Here is a 19,556-nt window from a genome sequence, read left to right on the forward strand (position 1 = left end):
AGGTCCTGCCCGACGCAGAGCGTGCCGCCGTGATCGCAGGCGCTGGCAAAGGCGCGCACGTGATCCGCCACCAGATCCGGCGTCAACTCTACCACCAGGCCGCGCAGGCCGCTGGTTCCGAATTTGGGTGCCATGGGTCGGATTATCCTCTTGCTGCCGTTGCCGCATAGCTGCGTCAGACGCCGCCGACATGCAACGCCTTCATCGCCGTCTGGCGGAGGGCGCGGCCGCGCCTGTTGCAGCGCGGCCAGTAGGAAAAGGGTAGGGCGTCGGCCCGCCTCAGCTTGGCGGTGTCAGAGGAGCGTCTCGGCGGCGGTGCCGATATCCAGCAGCAGGGCGTTCAGCCCGGGCAGCGTCTCGCCGGGCAGGCTCTGCACCAGCACCTCCACATCGCCGTCGGAGAACAGCAGCCCGCCCTCGGTGCGGGTGAAATGCGATCGCGCCTCGTCTGCATCCAGATAGCCAAAGCTGCCGAGGTTGATCTCGTCCCAGGGCTCGAAATCCCGGATCGTGGTCCGTCCGGCCAGGTCGGGCGAGAACATGAAGACATCCGACATCCGGCCGCCGAACATCTGGTCGGTGCCGCCGATCCCGGCCAACTCGTCATGCGGGCCCTGCGCGTGCAGCCAGTTTGTCAGGGCCGGCGCGGTGGCCGCGGTGAACTCGGCGCTTTGGGAAAAGCCCATGACCACCTCGCTGCGGCTGGCGCCCGCCTCGAGCCTTGCGCTCCAGTTCTCCAGCCCGGCGGCATCGGGGTCGCGGTCCAACACGTTATTGTAGAGCAGGGTGACGAAGCCTTCGGTGTCGAGATCGCCGTAGGTGGCCTGAAACTCGGCGGATTTCACGAAGCCGTCGATCACCGCGAGCAGCGGGCGACCCTCGCTGAGCCGCTCCGACCAGTTCTCGAACCCGGCGAGATCCGGCGCCCTGTCGAGGGTGGCCTGATAGAGACGGAAGACATCGTCGCTCCAACTGGCGGGGTCGGAGTCGATGGCGAAACGGGTGGCCTCGGCCTTGGTGCCGCGCTGAAACTCTGCCGAGTTCGAAAATCCCAGCACCACCTGTTCCCGCGAGGTCCCGGCCTCGAGCCTTGCGCTCCAGTTCGCCAGCCCCGTGGCATCGGGCGCGCGGCCCAGCACGTTGTTGTAGAGCAGGGTGACAAAGCCTTCGGTGTCGAGATCGCCGTAGCGCGACTGGAACTCGGGGCTGGCGACGAAGCCGGTGGCGATATCCTCCAGCGCCACCTCGTTCATCGCGATCCGCGTCGTCCAGTTGACGTGGCCGGTGATGTCCGGAGCGCGGCCCAAAGTGGCCTGATAGAGCCTGTAGATGGCGTTGGCGGTGTCGATGAAGTAGCGCGCCTGCAGCCCGTCGCCGTAGAGAAAATCGCCGATCGAACTGCCGAGGATGCGCCCGCCGCTGTCGCTGTCGCCATAGACCCGCACGGTCTCGCTGGGCGCGGGGGCAGGGGGCTCGGCGTCGGGGCTGCCGGTGTCCTCGCCGTAGAGATCATCGAAACTGTACTCGACCAATGTCTCCCAAGTCTCGCCGAAGCCGAGGGTCTCGACATCGGGGGCGACATAGTCGGTGCCTTCGGAAGAGGTCAGCAGCAGCCCCTCGCCCGAGCGCGTTACTGTGACGGCCGAAAGCGGATCGAGGAAATAAGAAATGTCGTCTCCTGGCCCGCCGAGAATTGTGTCATCGCCCTCGCCACCGATCAGCGTGTCGCGCCCGAAACCGCCCTCGAGCCGGTCATCCCCCGCCTCGCCGAACAGCCAGTCGTTGCCACCTTCGGCCAGCAGCGTGTCATGGCCCAGGCCGCCATTGAGGTAGTCCTTGGCATCGCTGCCGCGGTAGGTCTCGTCGAGCAGGCTCGCGTCGTAGCCCGGCTCGCCGGGCTCGGGGTGGCTGTAGGTGATCTCGCCGTGAGGGTGATCGCCGCCGTATCCCACCTGGATGCTTTCGTAGGAGGTTACTTCGACGGAGCCGAAGGCAAACTTCCCGTCCTGATCGCGCACGTAGAAAGTGATGATGTCGAAGTTGATGCGCGCGAATTCTTCGTTGGGGCGGTAGTAGAGCATGCCGCCCGAGACGGTGACGTCGCCAAAGGCCGCAGCCTCCAGATCGGGCGCACCCAAATAGCCGGCGTGAAGCTCCAGCAGCCCCTCGCTGTCGGGGTCGTTGATGGTGGAGAGCGCGTCGATCGGCACGGCCAGCGCCGGAGAGCGGGCAAAGACCTCGTATTCGGGAACGACGAAGACCTCGCTTTCGGTGAACTCGGGAGCCACCGCCTCGGAATAGCGCGAGCTGTAATAGACCCCGTCGGGCAGGTCGATGTAGTTGAAGGCGGCGTTCGCCACGGTCGAGATCGTGCCGTCGAACGCGCCCTCGCCATAGACGATGTCGTCATAGCCGGTGGTGGCCGGTGTCGCCCCCGAGGACTCCAGGCCGCTGGTGGTGCCGGTCTCCAGCCCGGGGATCACCACCTCGCCGATGAAGTTGAAGAACGGGTTCTGCCAGGTCGCATTGATGTAGACCGTCTCGATCGTGCGCTCGCCCTCTTCCGCCTCGGCCTGTCCGGGCCCGGCGTAGGACGAGTGCAGGGAGAAATCGCCGAAGTCGAAGTCCCACCAGTCGAAATCGTAGAGCGACTCCCGGGTCTGGGTCATCAGGTAGCTGTCGTAGCCGTCGACGCCCTCGAAGCTCTCGCCGCTTTCGAGGTAATAGTCGGGATCGTAGGTCGGCGCCCAGGCGGCGGTGTCCTTGCTGTCGCCCTGATCGATGCCGTCGAGTTCCAACTCGAGCACGTGATCGACAAACCAGGACTTGCCCCAGATGCGCGTCCAGTTCGACAGCGGCTCGTCCGTCTCGCGGTTGATCAGCCCGGCATAGAAGTAGACGCTGTCGCCCTCGTAGACCGCAAGGTTGGTCTGGCGCCACGGGTCGGAGATTTCGATCCAGCCGGAGGCAGTCTCATCAACGGTGTCCACGGCCCCGAAGTTGTATTCGCTGACGGAGGAGCGATAGACCCGCGCGAGCACGCCGAAGACGAGATCGTCGAAATTCATGTCATACCGCTCGGCGGCGACGCGCCGGAGATCGTCGAAATAGTCAGCCATACCACTGCCCTCGTTACCCAAACACATCCTGCGCGCGGGGCGCGCGCGACCCGCCGCACTCTGGCGGGCCGCGGACAGTCTTCACATGCGGCCCCCGCCGGGCAAGAAATTTGTCCGACGCGATTGTGTCAGAGCGGCGTCGTGGCTTTGCGGTACTGTTTCCGAACAGCTTGCGAAAAGGGCCCCGACGGTGATCACCGTCGGGGCCCTTCCTTTTTCCTCTGCTGCCCCCCTTACGGGATCAGCCGGGCGATGATCGCGTCGGCGGCTTCCTCGGCGGTCATCTCGGTGGTGTCGATGCGCATCTCGGGGGATTCCGGGTGCTCATAGGGGCTGTCGATGCCGGTGAAGTTCTTCAGCTGGCCCGAGCGTGCCTTCGCATAAAGACCCTTCACGTCGCGGCTCTCGGCCACTTCGAGCGGCGTGTCGACAAACACCTCGACGAATTCACCCGGCTGCATCATGCCGCGCACCATGTCGCGCTCCGAGCGGAACGGCGAGATGAAGGCGGTGATCACGATGAGACCGGCATCGGTCATCAGCTTGGCGACCTCGCCGACGCGGCGGATGTTCTCCACCCGGTCGGCCTCGGTGAAGCCCAGGTCCTTGTTCAGCCCGTGACGCACGTTGTCGCCATCCAGAAGGAAGGTGTGGCGGTTCATCCGCGCCAGCTTCTTCTCGACGATATTGGCGATCGTGGATTTGCCCGAGCCCGAGAGGCCGGTGAGCCAGAGCACGGCGGGCTTCTGGTGCTTCATCGAGGCGTGGTGATCGCGGCCGATGTCGGTGGCCTGCCAATGCACGTTCTGCGCCCGGCGCAGGGCAAAGTTCAGCATGCCCGCGGCGACCGTGTGATTGGTGATCTTGTCGATCAGGATGAAGCCGCCCAGATCGCGGTTCTCGGCATAGGGCGCGAAGGGGATCTCGCGGTCGGTGGTGATGTTGGCGACACCGATGGCGTTGAGGTCGAGCGTCTTGCTGGCCAGATGCTCCTGGGTGTTGACGTTGACCTCATATTTGGGCTCGGCGACGGTGGCCGAAACGGTCTGCGTGCCGATCTTCAGCCAATAGGCGCGGCCGGGCAGCAGCTCGTGCTCGTCCATCCACACCAGCGTGCTCTCGAACTGGTCGGCGACCTCGAGCGGCGCCTGCGCCGCCACGATCACCTGCCCGCGCGAGCAGTCGATCTCATCGGCCAGCGTGATGGTCACCGACTCGCCGGCCACCGCCAGCTCGCGGTCGCCCTCGAGCGAGACGATGCGCGCCACGCTGGAGGTCTTGCCCGAGGGCAGCACCCGCACCGGATCGCCGGGGCGCACCTGACCCGAGGCGATGAGCCCGGCGAAGCCGCGGAAATCGAGGTTGGGGCGGTTCACCCATTGCACCGGCATGCGGAACGGGCCGGTCTGCTCGCGGCTGTCCTCGACCTCGACCTCTTCCAGCAGCGGCAGCAGGGCGGTGCCGTCGTACCACGGGGTGTTCTCGCTCGGGCCGGTGATGTTGTCGCCCTTGAAGCCCGAGATCGGGATCGGGGTGAACTCCTCGATGCCGATGCTCTCGGCGAAGGCGCGGTAATCGGCGACGATCTTGTCGAAGGTCTCCTGGTCGTAGCCCACCAGATCCATCTTGTTCACCGCCAGCACCACGTGGCGGATGCCCAGCATATTGACGATATAGCTGTGGCGGCGGGTCTGGGTCAGCACGCCCTTGCGCGCGTCGATGAGGATCACCGCCAGATCGGCGGTGGAGGCGCCGGTCACCATGTTGCGGGTGTATTGCTCGTGGCCGGGGGTGTCGGCGACGATGAACTTGCGCTTTTCGGTGGCGAAGAAGCGGTAGGCGACGTCGATGGTGATGCCCTGCTCGCGCTCGGCGGCAAGCCCGTCGACGAGCAGCGCAAAATCGATCTCTTCGCCTTGGGTGCCCGAACGCTTGGAATCGGATTCCAGCGCGGCGAGCTGATCTTCGAAGATCATCTTGCTGTCGTAGAGCAGACGGCCGATCAGCGTCGACTTGCCGTCATCCACCGAGCCGCAGGTGATGAAGCGCAGCATGGTCTTGTGCTGGTGCGCCTCGAGATAGGCGTCGATGTCCTCGGCGATCAGCGCGTCGGTCTTGTAGATGGGGTCCTGGGTGGTCATGGCGTGTACCTGAAAATGAGGGGCTGGAAGGGAGGCTGGCGCGGCGTTTCAGGCGCGCTCAGAAATAGCCTTCCTGCTTCTTCTTCTCCATCGAGGCGGCCTGATCGTGGTCGATGGCGCGGCCCTGGCGTTCCGAGGTGGTGGTCAGCAGCATCTCCTGGATGACCTCCGGCAGCGTCTGCGCCTCGCTCTCCACCGCGCCGGTCAGCGGGTAGCAGCCCAGCGTGCGGAAGCGCACCGAGCGCATCACCGGCTCTTCGCCGTCCTTGAGCGGGAAGCGGTCGTCGTCGACCATCAGGATCAGCCCGTCGCGTTCCACCGTCGGGCGCGGCGCCGAGAAATACAGCGGCACGATCTCGATGCCCTCGAGATGGATGTACTGCCAGATGTCGAGCTCGGTCCAGTTGGAGATCGGGAACACCCGCACGCTCTCGCCCTTGGCCTTGCGCGCGTTGTAAAGCCGCCAGAGCTCCGGGCGCTGGTTCTTCGGATCCCAGCGGTGGTTGGCCGAGCGGAAGGAGAACACCCGCTCCTTGGCGCGGGATTTCTCCTCGTCGCGGCGGGCGCCACCGAAGGCCACGTCGAAGCCGAACTTGTCGAGCGCCTGCTTCAGACCTTCGGTCTTCCACATGTCGGTGTGCAGCGCGCCATGGTCGAACGGGTTGATGCCGCGCTCTTTCGCCTCGGGGTTCTGATGGACCAGCAGCTGCATGCCGGCGTCCTTGGCCGCCTTGTCGCGCAGCTTGTACATGTCCTGGAACTTCCAGGTGGTGTCGACGTGCATCAGCGGGAAGGGCGGCGGCGAGGGGTAGAAGGCCTTTTTCGCCAGATGCAGCATGACGGCGCTGTCCTTGCCGACGCTGTAGAGCATGACCGGGTTCTCGGCCTCGGCGACGACCTCGCGCAGGATGTGAATGCTTTCCGCTTCCAGACGCTGCAGGTGGGTGAGGGTTTTGCTGTCCATCGGGGGTCTCTGTCAGAACTCAATTGACCCTGAGAGCTAGCCTTGCGGTTTGCGTCGATAACCCCCCATATGGGGGGCAGTTGCGCAGAAAAGCGGGAAAGCGCTGCAATGTCTGATGAAACGGCCCTGCTGCGGGCGATGTTTGCCGCCTCTTTGGGCAGCGCGCCCGGGGAGGGGGACGCCTCAGAGGGGGATCTCTCCGGCGATCTCTGGCCCGATTTCCTCGGCCTGCTGGCGCAGATCACCCAGGCAGGCAGCGCCGAGCTGCGGCTGCAGGGGGTGCCGGGGGCGGGCGCCGCCCGCTGCTGGCGGGTCGGCGCGGATGTGCCGGGGCCGGGCGAGGACACGCTGGAGCGCATGCGCACCGGGCGGGTCTACTCGCAGGTCGATCTGCCGCTGCCGCCGGGCGCGCCCGCGCAGGCCGCTCCGCTCCGGGCGCTGCGGCTGCGGCTCGACGAAGGCGGTCTGGCGCTGCTGAGCCTGCAGCGCACGGGCGAGGATTTTCGCGCCACGGACGGGCTGCATCTGTCGGCGCTCATGCCGCATCTGGGCCCGGCGCTGAGCGGCTGGCGGCAGCTTGTGCGCGAGCGCGCCCATGCCGCGCTCGACCGGCAGATCGGTGCCGCGCTCGGCGCGGGATGGATCATTTTCACCGCCGCGGGACAGGTCAGCGCCATGGCAGAGGGGCTGGCGGAGCAGCTGCGCGACGCGGCGGGGATCGGGCTGCGCGCCGACGGTCGGCTGGCGCTGCCGGATCCGGTGGCGCAGGCGCTGCGACAGGCGCTGGCGGCGGCGGCGCAGGGCGGCGTGCAACGCCTGGCACTGAGCGCCGCGCCCCGGCTGGATCTGGCGCTGACCCGAGAGATGCTCGCAGGCAGCCCGCAGCTGGTCGGGCGGCTGCGCCGGGGCCTCTCGGCGCGGGGTCTGCCGCCGGAACGGCTGGCGGCCGCCTTCGGCCTGTCGCGCAGTGAGGCCCGGCTGACCGCCTGCCTCTGCGACGGGCTGAGCCTCACCGAGGCGGCGGAGGTTCTGGGCTGGACGCCGGAGACCGCGCGCAGCACCTCCAAGCAGATCTACGCGCGCATGGGGGTCTCGGGCCAGACCGGTGTGGTCCGGCGAGTGCTAGAGAGCGCGGTTTGGTTGGGGTGAGACTGGCCGGGGCAGGCTGGGTGAAGGCTGGAGGTGAGGCCCCCACAGGCAATTTCGCGGTCCCGCTGCGCGCCCACTTTACATTTTTCAAGCCAGGTAACTAACTACGATATAGAGCTTTTTGTGAGGGAATCGTGGTTCAGCTACTCGCAACTTCCGGAAATTATCGTATTTACTCCGATTTTGGCCGCCAAGTGTCAGAGGGCACACTCGGCATCGCGCCTCAGGGGGCTGGCAGAGTGATCAGCTTCTTTGTCGAGCAGATCGATCCGCTGCGGACTGGCGGTTGGGTCACCGTCCAGCCGGTCACCGGATCGTATGGCGACTTCTGGGACGACTTCTGGTCCGATATGGTTGGTGGAGAGCCGGCCGATGAATTCGCCATGTCGACCTTCGTTTCGTTTGGAAGTGATGGCACTTCGCGCGATTCCGTCAGTTTTGTCTTGAATGCCGACAATCTTGCGGAAGACGACGAGACCTTTGTCTTCGGCGTCTGGGATCAGATGATCAGCGAGGCTCTTGGCTACCAAGCGCAAGCGACTGCGACCTTCACCATCGTAGATGACGATGGCCGCTTCGCGCCGACCGGCGCGGCTGCCGTCAGCGGCAATGGCTGGCAGGACCAACTGCTCAATGCCGACACTTCGACCATTGAGGATGCCGATGGCCTCGGGGCGTTCAGCTACCAGTGGCTCCGCGATGGAAACGCGATCGCGTCGGCCACCTCTGCCAGCTACACCACCACCGACGATGACATCGGCGCGGCGATCTCGGTGCGGGTCAGCTACACCGATGGCGCCGGCGAGTTGGAAGTGCTGACCAGCGCGCCCCTCCAGATCGTCGACGCCGACGATATCCTCGTCGGCACCGCCGCCGCCGAGACGCTCAACGGAAACGATGGCGATGACGTGCTGATCGGCGGCGATGTCGAGGATGTCTCGACCGAGACCGGCGCGCAGGTCTACCGGCTCTATCAGGCGACGCTGGGCCGGGTGCCGGACACGGCGGGCTTCGATAATTGGAGCGCGCGGCTCGAGAGCGGCAGCGTGTCGCTGCTTGAGGTGATCTCGGGGTTCGTGAAATCGGCCGAATTCCAGAACACCTATGGCGACTTGGGCAACCGCGGTTTCGTCACCTTGCTCTACAACAATGTGCTGGATCGTGCGCCCGATGCCTCTGGGCTGAACAACTGGGCCGCCCGGCTCGACAGTGGCACATCGCGCGAGCAGGTCGTGCGCGGGTTCTCCGAAAGCGCCGAGTTCATGGCCAAGACCAACCCCGAGGCCTTCTCCTATGTAGAAGCCGGAGACGCTGCACCTTGGGCGGATGATGTCTACAGGCTCTATCAGGCGACGCTGGACCGGGCACCAGACATCACCGGCCTGTTGAACTGGGCCGGACGCCTAGGAGAAGGCTCCAATTTCCTGTCGGTGACCACCGGTTTTGTTAATTCTCAGGAGTTCCAGACCACCTACGGAGCGGTAGGAAATCCCGGTTTCGTAAAGCTGCTCTACAACAATGTTCTGGATCGCGATCCGGACAGCGCGGGCCTGTCCAACTGGACGGCGCGGCTCGATAACGGCATGAGCCGCGAGCAAGTGGTGCAGGGTTTCGCCCAGAGCGCTGAGTTCATCGATAAGACTACACCCGCCTTCCACGCCTTCATGGCCTCCAACGAGGGCGACTGGTTCGATGGCGGTCCAGGCAACGACCTGCTCTATGGCGGGCTACGCGCTGACACCTTCGTCTTCGATCAGGCTGACAAGGGTAGCGATCGGGTGCTGCAACTCGACGCCTGGGACAGTGTGGCGTTCAACGGTTTTGGCTACGCGAATGCCGCTGCGGCTGTCACGCACATGCGTGAGGCCGGAGATGACGTGGTGTTCTCCGATCAAGGGGTCGCGGTCACCTTCATGCGTGCCGATCTGGCGTTGTTCGACGAGGTAAGCGTTTTGGTGTGACGGATCATCAAAGTGCCTGCGCCAGCAGTGGCGTTTGTAGGCGGCACGTGAGAGGCTGAGGCCGAAAATATTTGCCGTAGGATTTCGGCAGCGTTTCGTGCCGGCTTTATATTGAAATCATTTCCCGAAGTGCGGCCTCGCGTTTCGGGAACCTGGTATGTCTGACTTGATGAACCGGCACCTCTGGGGGGAAGCCTGCGCCATCACACCAGAAGCGCACTGGCACTAAAAGCCTCGTCGCGGGGGGCCACGAAGGTGATCTTCACGCCTTGCCCCTCGAAGATGAGGCTATCCTCCTGCTCTTCTAGGTGCGCCAAGATGTTGCGCGCGGTGTCGAAGGCATTTCGCAGCAGGCCGTCGGAGAGGGTATTGTTTTCCCTGACGCCGTCGAGGTGACTTTGCCCTCTCAGAGAAAAGCGAAATTATCTGCGGTGACGTCGGAGATCTGGGTGTCCAGCAGGCGCAAGCTGAGGATGTCGTAGGTCTCGTCGCCCCAAGTCTCCTGCAGCTCCAGCGTTACGTCGCTGCCGTCCTGCTGAAGCATCGACAGAAGGCCCGTCTCTGTCAGCCTGTCGTCGCCGACCCAGACGGTCGGCAACACGATGGTGTCCCATGCCTCTAGATCGGCGATATCGGCGTCGCCCGCCTCGATCTCGAAACGGTCGGCATACGCGCCGCCATGCAGCAGCGCGCGCCCTTCCTCGGTGCCGTCGCCATAGGCTGTATCAGGGCTGGCGTTCAGATGCAGAACGTCGTCGGTACCGAGATCGCGCATGTAACCGCTGAGGCCCGGTTGCGTCGCCACGACGAATTCGGCGCTTTGAGCAAAACCGCGAAGTACCTCGGTGCGGTCCATCTCGCCGCTGTCGAGCCGCCCGACCCAATTGGCGAGACCTGCCGCGTCGGGATCGCGGTCCAGCACGTTGTTGTAGAGCAGCGTGACGAAACCCGCGTTGTCCAGATCGCCATAGACGTTCTGGAACTCCTTGGAGTTGACGAAGCCCGCCGCAACCGAGAGATATTCACTGCCCGCCGCCAGCCGCGCGCTCCAGCTCTCGAAGCCGCTGGCATCGGGATCGCGTCCGAGCGTGGCGAGATAGAGCCGGTAGACATCGTCGGTCCAATTCGCCTCCATGCGTTCGGCGGCAAAAGTGGTGGCCGCGGCGCTGGTGTTCGCGACGAATTCGTTGCTTTCGGAAAAGCCCAGTACTACCTGCTCGCGACTCATGCCCCCAGCCAACCGGGTGCTCCAGTTGGCAAGGCCAGCTGCGTCGGGGGCGCGGTCCAGCACATTGTTATAGAGCAGCGTGACGAAGCTTTCGTCCGACAGCGCACCATAAACGGTGCGGAACTCGGTGCTGGCGACGAAACCGGTGGCGACATCTCGCAGTTCGAAGAGCCCTAGGTCGAGCCGCCCGGCCCAGTTCTCGAAGCCCGAGGCATCAGGGGCGCGGCCCAACGTGGCCTGATAAAGGCGAAACACCCGCGCGGCATTTTCGCTGGCGGTAAGATCGAGCCCGTCACCGTAGAGCGTATCAAAACCGTTCTCGCCATTGAGCGTGTCATGCCCATCGCCACCGACCAGCGTGTCGGCGCCGTATCCACCCCAGAGGCTGTCGTCGCCCGCCTCGCCGAAGAAAATATTCGACCCTTCGGTGGGGGAGGCCAGGTCCCAAGTCTCGGTGGCTTCGATCGTGTCGCTGCCCTCGCCGCCATAGGCAAGGTCCATGCCATCACCGGCGATCAGCGAGTCATCCCCGGTGCCCCCGTAGAGTGTATCGTTGCCGCGCCAGCCGTTGAGGGTGTCGTTACCAGAATCGCCATAGAGCAGATCGTCGCCGTTCCAACTGTGCAGCAGATCGTTGCTTGCGCCGCCGTGCAGGATCGCATCGGCCCAGGCACCGGAATGCATCGTATCGTCGCCTGCGGTGCCCGTCTCGACGGGCGTGTCGTAATGATAGATGGTGACGATCCCCAGCTCAAGCGCGATCACCTCGGCCACGCCGTCACCGTCGAGATCCTTGGCCAGCAAAGAGGTGGCATTGGGGTCATGGCCCCAGGCGCCTTCTGTGGTTTCGCCGAAGAGAGTGGTGGTCGGCTCGTCGCCAAGGGTGAAGCCGCTGCCGGTGTTCCACAGCACCCGGTCGTTGAACGGGTATTGCACCGACAGGGTCATATCGAGATCACCGTCGCCGTCGAGATCGGCGAGGCTAATGTCGCTGGCCCAGGTCGAGCCAGGCAGACTGTCGATCGCGCTGCCTATCCAGGTGCTGCTGGCGTCGGCGAACCCACCCGCGGCGGTCTGCAGAAGCACGTTGATCTCGATGCCCTGATAAAAGCCGTTCTGCCCGGTCGAGAGCACGATGAGGTCGTCGCGCCCATCACCGTTCACATCGCCGTTGCGGAAATCCATAGTGCTCTGCGCGGCATCAGTGGGCAGGGTGGTGGTCGCCCAGGCGCTGCCGGTCCAGCGCGCGATGCGATCCGGCACATTCTCGTCGCCGCCGAGGAAGAGCTCATCCTTGCCGTCCCCGTCGATATCGGCGGCATAGCTGCGGGTGTAGCTGTCAGCGTCGGGCACCAGAGGGAAGCTATTCATCACGGCGCTGCGCCCGGCGAGGGTGGCGAAATATGCGGCGTCGACGTTGAGGTTGCCGAAGAAGAAGTCGCTGCGCCCGTCGCCGTCGAAATCGCCCACCGCCATGGAGTGGGTAAAGCCCGGCTCGGTCTCGAATTGCGCTGAGAGATCGACCAAGCCGCCCTGACCGTCGGAGATCGCGATGATGTTCGTGCCGCCCGGGAAGGGGGCGCGGTCGTAGCCGTGGTTGGCCACCACCAGGTCGTCATAGCCGTCGCCGTTGACATCATCGATGATCATCTGGCGGCCGAAATTGATGCTCGGGATGCCGTTCGGGTCGCTGGCGAAGATCTCGGCTGTGATGTCGACCAGCGCACTCTCAGGCTCGAAGATCCAGCTTTGGTTCTCTTCTGGTACCACGTCCCGGAACTCGAGAATGACGATTGGGTGGTCGTGCAGACCAGCGCCGTCGCGGTCAAACTGTGTGAAGGTTAGCTCCCAGAGCCCATCGCCATCAAAATCGGTAATATCGAAGGTCGAGGGCGAGACGTTTGAGCCCAGTTCGAAGGAATAGTACCGCGCCGTGTTCTCGTAGCTCATCGGGACCCGTCACTGTTTTAACCACACATGTGTGGCAGGCTAGCCAGATATGGGTGCGCGGTTCCACACTCAGGTTCGCGCTGGAGCGTATTACCGGAAGATCGGGGCAGTAGGGGCACAGGCGGCAACAGCGTCTGCTCTGCCCTCTGAAAACTAGACCGTTTGAATCTGGAGTTTTGGCTAAGCTTCCGCTTTTACGCAAGTCTTGTCGGCTCGCCGAGTAAATATTTACCATAACTATACTTATCCGACTTAGGTATGTGTAGCGGTGCGCGCTACCCTCAAGTGCGACTCCCATTAGAAAACAGATGGTTATCTAATGGAGAGAGTCTGCCATGGGAGCGGTTTACGCGCAACTGAGCGTCAAGGAACGTGTCCAGACCGCCAATCACGGCGAGCGGGTAGCGCCACGCCGTATCTAGATTCTGGATCATCGACAGAGATCCTCCCGTCTGCTTAGAGCTCGTGCCCGTCCTCAATGTCCAAGCCGCGCTCCGCGGCATGCTCGGCCGCGAGCTCGGCCTGCCGCTCTCGCGCCATGGCCTGGTAGGCCTCCACGGTCTCGCGCTCGCGGTCCCCCTGCCCCACCACGAGGTCGGCTTCGTTTTTCAGCTCGGCCGCGACCGCCGCCCGAACCGCGGGATCGCGGATTTCCTCCTGCAGAGGCGTGCTGTCGCCCTCGAGGATCTGTGCGAGCTCCGCGTCCGAGAGCGTATCCGCCATCCGATCGACGAGGCTCTCGATGGCGGGCACGTCGGCAAGCTGGTGGTGCTTGTCCACAGTCAGCAGCTGGTCGAGTGCCAGCTGCTCGACAAGGTCCCGCGGCACCGCCACGCCGTCGATGATCCGATGCCCCTCTTCAAAGACCGCGGCCAGCCGCGCGGATGCACCTTCGTCCAGACTTTCCGCGCGGCCCTGCCACAGCGCTGCCTGCGCCAAGGAGTGGTCCCCCTGCGCCGCATATTCCGCCAACTCCTCGGGCGTCGTGCCAAGCTGCGCCATAAGATCCGCATCCTGCGCAAAGGCGGCGGTCAGCGCCTCGCGCAGATCGTCCAGCGTGCTGTCGATCTGGCCAACGCGGGGATCATCCGCCTCCAGCCCGCCCCTTACGTGTTGCAGCGACGCGGCGGTCAGATGCGCAAAGACATCGTCACGCGTCTCAGCCACCATCGCGTGGTCCTGGAAGAAGGGATCGGCCTGGGTCGCCGCCATAAGCTCGGTGCTGGTGCGGGAGAACTCCGCCTCCATCCGCACCCGCTCGGGCCCGGCCTCCATGGCCTGGATGCTCTCCCAAGTCTCCCGCGCCTCAGCCAGCAACTGCTCGCGCGCCTGCGTCATGGCCGCGACGGGATCAAAGCTCCCGTCCTGCGTGGCAGCGTGGGTTTGCGGTGGCATCAGGGTGTCTGCCTCGGGCAAGAGAGAGCCTCCTTCTTCTAGGGTTTGCGCCGACGCGAAGAACGCCTGCGACAGCTTTTCCATGAACGCGTTTCCGGGACCGGAGAGGGACGCGAGCAGACCAAGACTGGAATATTGCCGCGCAAAGTCCTGCACCACCGCACGGCGGTGCGCCCTCTCCGCATCCGACATCGGCGGCGGCGGAACCAGGTCCCCCCGGCCAGTCCTGTCATGCGCCGCGCGATACTCGGTCTCGCGCGGCGGGTTTTCGATGATCCCGCGCGACAGGCGGTTTGAGGCCACCATGTCGATGCCATGCGCCCGCGAAAGCTCGGCATGGCACTCGCGCATCACGTCGTAGTTCAAATCCGACTTCATGCTGATCGACAGGAAGTTACCCCAGTCGCAGCCGACCTTGTCGACGACAAAATGCGCATGGATGTGATCCGGGTCGCGGTGCACCGCGGCGACATAGCGCCACTGATCGCCATAGTCGCCGCTGGCAAAGATCGCCTGCCCCCACTCCCGCGCCACGGCCTCGGCTGCCTCGATGCCCGTGCCCTTGGGAAAGCTCAGGATGATGTGGTCGGTGTGCCCGCGCCGGGGCGCACCGCGCCAGGACGAAGACCAGTCCTCCACCGCCCGCGACAAAGTGTTGGCTCGTAGATCACGATCCACCCCGGCGAAGTTGGTCCAGGTGGCATGCGCCGCGTCTTCCCGGGTGATGTAGTTGAGCTGCCGGGTCAGCTCCTCCTTCGAGTGACAGCCCCCAGCCCGGATCCGCTTCACCACAGACTGCGGCGATCGCTGCGCATTGCCGGCAAAGGCGCGGAACGACCGGGCTTGCACGCTGCTCTGCCCTGCGCCCGGAACGCGCGTGCCACTCCCGCCGCTCCGGCTGCGGCGCGCGAGGTCCTCGAGCGGATAGCCGAGAACCGCCTCCTCGATCGACAGCGACCCCGACCTCATTCACCCGCCTGCGGGAAGACCACATCCGCCAGCGTCCGCCGGCGCGCCACGTTGATGAAATTGGTCAGCGCCTCGGTGAGATCTCCCACCCGCGCGTCGAGCTGCGCCACGGTCTTGCCGTCGCGGGCGTTCCACTTGAGCCGCCCAGAGTTCGCAAGCTGGGTCATCTGGTTGAGATTGCGCCCCACCGCCACGAGCTCCCGCCGGCTCTGCGCCAGCGCCTCGATCTCCTCGACCCGCAGATCGAGCGCCCCGACGGCGAGCCGCATGAGGCGGCGAATGCCGTCCGAAGGCGTCAACCCCTCGGCCTCCATCAGCGCCTTGAAGGCCGCATACTCCTCGACACTAACCCGGGTTCCGATCACCGCGCCTTCGGTCGTGGTGTGCGTCGAGACCGCCTGGTTCCGCACCCGCGCCACCGTCTGACGCGACCGTCCGCTGCGCCGGGCGATCTCGGCATCGGGATATCCCTCGCCCAGAAGGCGATTGATCTCGGCAATATCCTTGTGGGTGAGACGGGGCCCGCGGGGCATATCGCAACCTCAAGCAGCAATCAAAATTCAAACACGCTCTATAGATGTACAACACAAAACTGTTCCAGCCAACCGACCATGAAGGCCGGTTTACGCCCCTTCGGGGGATTTCCGCTTGCGGAAACCGGTCAGCCTTCATGGTCTCCGTGTCGCGCCCGGTGACCCTTCGGGGTCACTCAGGCAGGGCGCGGTGATCCGCAGGCCAGGAGGCGGCAATCTCGCCCCTGCGAGAGCTGCCGCCGGGGCCGTCCGCGGATCACACCCGTCCCGATGTGCCTGGCGTGGGGCGCCTGCGCCCCACGCCAGACGGAGAGGGCCAATGTCAGATTTTTTGGCCCCCAGCCCCAGGTGCGCTCCGCGCGCAATATCCGGGCCAAGAAATCTCTGCCGGTGCTGGGTCGCTGGAACGCAGGAGAGCAGGATTAAATGAGTGCACGATCGCTGGACTGCTGGATCGGCGGAATGCTGCAGATATTGAAATATTGAGTTTTTAACTCATTGAGAAGGTGAGAGCTTGAGTGCCGGAGCCGTAGTGATGTTGATCGCTGGAGGCTTGGGCCGCCGGAGTTCTGGCGTCCCGAATGTGTGGGCCGCAGGACTTGGAGGACCGAGCTTGAAGACCATCTCGACTATGATGATGAAAGGCGGCAGCGATGAGGTCACCGATGGTGTGCCCCGCTTCATCGAAGCCTATAACAATCGCCGCCTGCATTGGCCTTGGGCTATCTCGGCCCTACGCAGCTCGAAGAACGCCATACCCTCGCCATGGTCAAAACAGCCGCTTGAAGATGCCCAGCCGCAGGGTCGCACTCCACCCCGAAGCCAAACGCTTACAATTAAATAGCCTTCCCGAACCGGGCCAATCAGGGACGCCGGCGGCGCGAGACGCCTAGTAACCTACAAAAAGTATCCTGATGCGTGCCGTCTCCGATTATCCTCAAACGTGAGAGCGTTCTTTCGTCAGGGCCATTTTTTCTTGCCCTACCGCCCTTCCCCGCCGAAAACAGTACCCAACTGCCCAATGTGTCCAAATTAACGAGTTTCCATGGCCTATATTTTCGGCTCCAGCAGCGCTGACAGCATCATCCCCAACGCCTTTCCGGACGTGATCTACGCCGACGCCGGCAACGACCGTATCCTTTTCAGCGAGTACCGCCCCGCCTACGACGTACGCGACTACCTCGGGTTCCCGCTCGACATGAGCGAGCGGATCGACGGCGGCGAAGGGATCGACACGCTTATCGTCGAGGATCACGAGACCAGCTTCAGCGGCTACTACGCCGACTGGATGGTCGAAGAGGTCGATCCGCTGCTCTTTGCCGGATATGATACCCGTGTGCTGCTGGTCGATGTCGCGACGTCGAGCACCACCACCGTCGAACGCACGCAGGCACTGCTGCGCAATGTCGAGCGTATCGAGAGCCCCGACGGCACCACCAGCACCATCGACTGGCCCGGTCTCGCGCTGCTGGCCAAGACCGTGCCGATCACCGAGAGCCGTGCCGACATGTTGCGCGCCGATCCCTCCTACGGGTTGGTGACGCTGGCCGATCACACCGTGGTGCAGGTGCTCTACGACCGCTGGTCCGACAGCGAAACCTACAACACCTATACGGTCCGCGGTCTCGACGACGACGGGAAGGTGATCTGGGAAAGCGAGCCGATCGGCACAGAGGGACCCTCGGCAGACAATAGCACCTACGTCTCGACCACCGATCGCAGTGCCCGGCTCACCGCGCTCGAGGATGGCGGTGTCGCCATGGTTTGGATGCAGGACACCGAATTCGCGGATACGTCGCTTGACGATGTTCGCACGGTCTACCTGCAGGTTTTCAATGCTGATGGCAGCATCCGCACCGAGGCCACAGAACTGCGCAGCGGCCGCTATGACTACGCCGAACACCTGACCCTCGAACAGCTTTCTGACGGGCGGCTCGCGGTGGGCGGCGGCGACCGCTATGATTATCTCGTGCAATATGCCGAGCTCGACGGCACGGTCACCGACCTCGAGAGCCTTGATCTCAACAAGATCACCACCGACGAACACCGGCTGATCGCTCTCGACGGTGCTCAGTTTCTCGTTTTCGAGGATGATTACCGTGCGCAATGGGCCGATGAGGACACCCACTACATCGCCCTTATGCGGCTCGACGAGAATGCGCAGGAAGTCGAGACCATCCGCCTGCACGAGTTCGACGAGGGGCTCTATGTGAGCTACAGCAGTGTCGCACGGCTCGATGATGACACGCTGGTCATCGCCGCGGTGACAGATGACCGGGTGGTCCACCTGCTGCAATACGACGAGAGCACCGGCACCAGCACGCATCGGGCGCTCGACCTGCCCTTCGACGGGGAATTTGCCAACAATTATATCTCGCTGATTGAGGACCCCTCGGGCGGTGCCTGGCTCAGCTTCGAATTATTGGCCGGTAACAGTGCCGAAGCCTCGCCGCACAGCTCGCACGCTTATACCGTCTACCTGGACGAGGTCGGCGAACTGGGCGAGTGGTTCGACGTCAGCAACTACGTGGGCGGCAATTCGAGCAACCACTACAGCCCGGCAGTGGCGCCGACCGCAACTGGCATCCTCGCCACTTGGGAATCCAGCGAAACGGGCAATGTGCGCGTCGCATACAGCTATGCCGAAAATTTCAAGGCGCAGACCGGCACCGCCGAGGCCGATACGCTGTCTGGCACCGCAGGTGACGACAGCATCATCGGCGGGGCGGGCAACGATCTGGTGATCCAGAGCCTTGGCACGGACCGACATGAAGGCGGCGCGGGCAGCGATACCTTCCAACTCGGCGATGCTGGCACCACCGCCTCGTTGCTCGAAGGCTATGTGGTGGCAATCGACGGCTCGGAAACCCGCGGCACGCTACTCGGCTTTGAGAACCTCCACGGCGGGGCGGGCAATGACGTGCTTGAGGGCGATCTGGCTGATAACCTGCTGGCGGGCGGCGCCGGAGCCGACGTGATCTCGGGCCAGGGCGGACATGACCTGCTCTTTGGCGAGGACCTCGACCCCGGCGATATGGTCGCCAGCGAGGCGGGCCAGGTCTACCGGCTCTACCAGGCGACGCTGGGACGCGCGCCCGATGCCACCGGTTTCGCCAATTGGGCCGAACGGCTCTACACCGGGGACTATGGGCTGCAGCAGGTGATCTCCGGCTTTGTACAGAGTCAGGAGTTCCGCACTACCTACGGAGCGCTCGACAGCGCGGACTTCGTCTCGCTGCTCTATCAAAACGTGCTGGGCCGCGCCCCGGATACGACGGGGCTGAACAACTGGAGCACCCGCCTCGACAACGGCATGAGCCGCGCCGAGGTCGTGCGCGGCTTCTCGGAAAGCGGCGAGTTCATCAGCAACACCGCCGCCGCCGCCAGCGCCTTCAGCGACACCACATCACAGATCGGCTGGAGCGACGAGATCACCCGCCTCGCCGCCGAAGCGCAGGCCGGATGGGGCGACGACGTCTACCGGCTCTACCAAGCGACGCTGGGGCGCGCGCCCGATGCGGTCGGCTTCGCGAACTGGAGCGAGCGGCTCGGCGACGGTATGGAAATCGAGACCGCGGCCCAGGGCTTTGTGCGCAGCGCCGAGTTCCAGAACACCTATGGCGCGCTGAACAATGCCGCCTTCGTCACGCTGCTCTACCAGAACGTGCTGGGCCGGAGCCCCGACGCCACCGGACTGGCCAATTGGAGCGGTCGTCTCGACGGCGGTATGAGCCGCGCCGAGGTGGTCACCGGCTTCTCGCAGAGCCGCGAGTTCGTCCTCTCCACCGAGACGGCGCTCAAGGACTGGGTGCGCGGGCTCGATCATGGCACTGAGGGCGCAGCACAGGACGTGCTGATCGCCGGACCGGGTGAAAGCCTGATGGTCGGAGGCCTCTTCGCCGACGAGTTCCGCTTCTCAGCAGAGACCGGCGGCACCCACGAGGTGCTCGACCTCGAGGCCTGGGACTATATCTCGCTGCTGGATTTCGGCTTCGAGGATGCCGATGACGCGCGCGTCTACATGTATCACAGCGACGGCAACGTGATCTTTGAGAACGGCGACACGCAGATCACCTTCGCCAACACCCGGATCGAGCAGATCACCGACGATATGATCTGGGTCTGACCCTTTCAGAGTCCCCGGGGG

Annotated in this window: 9 protein-coding genes; 3 read left to right on the top strand and 6 right to left on the bottom strand. The window is 64.3% G+C overall.

What is annotated here, in order from left to right; all coding sequences use genetic code 11:
- Positions 1-293: 293 nt before the first annotated feature.
- The 3 genes from G0A00_RS18560 to cysD all read right to left on the bottom strand — a co-directional run bounded on the left by G0A00_RS18560 (position 294) and on the right by cysD (position 6,224).
- A complete protein-coding gene (locus tag G0A00_RS18560) occupies positions 294-3,119 on the bottom strand; it encodes a DUF4214 domain-containing protein (protein ID WP_164185518.1) in 2,826 nt (941 codons plus the stop codon).
- A 233-nt stretch (positions 3,120-3,352) separates the two neighbouring features.
- Positions 3,353-5,260, bottom strand: a complete 1,908-nt coding sequence (gene cysN, locus G0A00_RS18565; RefSeq protein WP_164185517.1) for a sulfate adenylyltransferase subunit CysN — start codon at positions 5,258-5,260, stop codon at positions 3,353-3,355.
- 58 nt (positions 5,261-5,318) lie between these two features.
- A complete protein-coding gene (gene cysD, locus G0A00_RS18570; RefSeq protein ID WP_164185516.1) occupies positions 5,319-6,224 on the bottom strand; it encodes a sulfate adenylyltransferase subunit CysD in 906 nt (301 codons plus the stop codon).
- 108 nt (positions 6,225-6,332) lie between these two features.
- Here cysD and G0A00_RS18575 point away from each other — a divergent pair, with 108 nt between their 5' ends.
- Together G0A00_RS18575 and G0A00_RS18580 are read left to right on the top strand one after the other, a co-directional pair.
- Positions 6,333-7,373, top strand: coding sequence for a hypothetical protein (locus G0A00_RS18575; protein WP_164214222.1), 1,041 nt, complete (start codon positions 6,333-6,335; stop codon positions 7,371-7,373).
- Positions 7,374-7,612: 239 nt separating this feature from the next.
- The gene (locus tag G0A00_RS18580) at positions 7,613-9,334 is read left to right on the top strand and encodes a DUF4214 domain-containing protein (RefSeq protein WP_164185299.1); all 1,722 of its coding nucleotides are present in this window, start codon (positions 7,613-7,615) and stop codon (positions 9,332-9,334) included.
- 406 nt (positions 9,335-9,740) lie between these two features.
- Here the strand turns inward: G0A00_RS18580 and G0A00_RS18585 are convergent, their stop codons facing one another.
- The 3 genes from G0A00_RS18585 to G0A00_RS18595 form a co-directional block, all read right to left on the bottom strand.
- Positions 9,741-12,512, bottom strand: a complete 2,772-nt coding sequence (locus G0A00_RS18585; RefSeq protein WP_164185301.1) for a DUF4214 domain-containing protein — start codon at positions 12,510-12,512, stop codon at positions 9,741-9,743.
- A 456-nt stretch (positions 12,513-12,968) separates the two neighbouring features.
- On the bottom strand, positions 12,969-14,876 hold the full coding sequence (locus tag G0A00_RS18590; RefSeq protein WP_164185303.1) for a relaxase/mobilization nuclease domain-containing protein: 1,908 nt from the start codon (positions 14,874-14,876) through the stop codon (positions 12,969-12,971).
- A complete protein-coding gene (locus G0A00_RS18595) occupies positions 14,873-15,409 on the bottom strand; it encodes a helix-turn-helix domain-containing protein (protein ID WP_164185305.1) in 537 nt (178 codons plus the stop codon). Before G0A00_RS18595 ends, G0A00_RS18590 begins: the two co-directional genes overlap by 4 nt.
- A gap of 1,045 nt (positions 15,410-16,454) precedes the next feature.
- Here G0A00_RS18595 and G0A00_RS18600 point away from each other — a divergent pair.
- Positions 16,455-19,535 carry a DUF4214 domain-containing protein gene (locus G0A00_RS18600; RefSeq protein WP_164185307.1) on the top strand — a complete coding sequence of 1,027 codons (3,081 nt, stop codon included), beginning with the start codon at positions 16,455-16,457 and terminating at the stop codon, positions 19,533-19,535.
- The last annotated feature ends 21 nt before the right edge of the window (positions 19,536-19,556 follow it).

The organism is Salipiger sp. PrR002 (genome assembly GCF_010500775.1).
Classification (GTDB): domain Bacteria; phylum Pseudomonadota; class Alphaproteobacteria; order Rhodobacterales; family Rhodobacteraceae; genus Salipiger.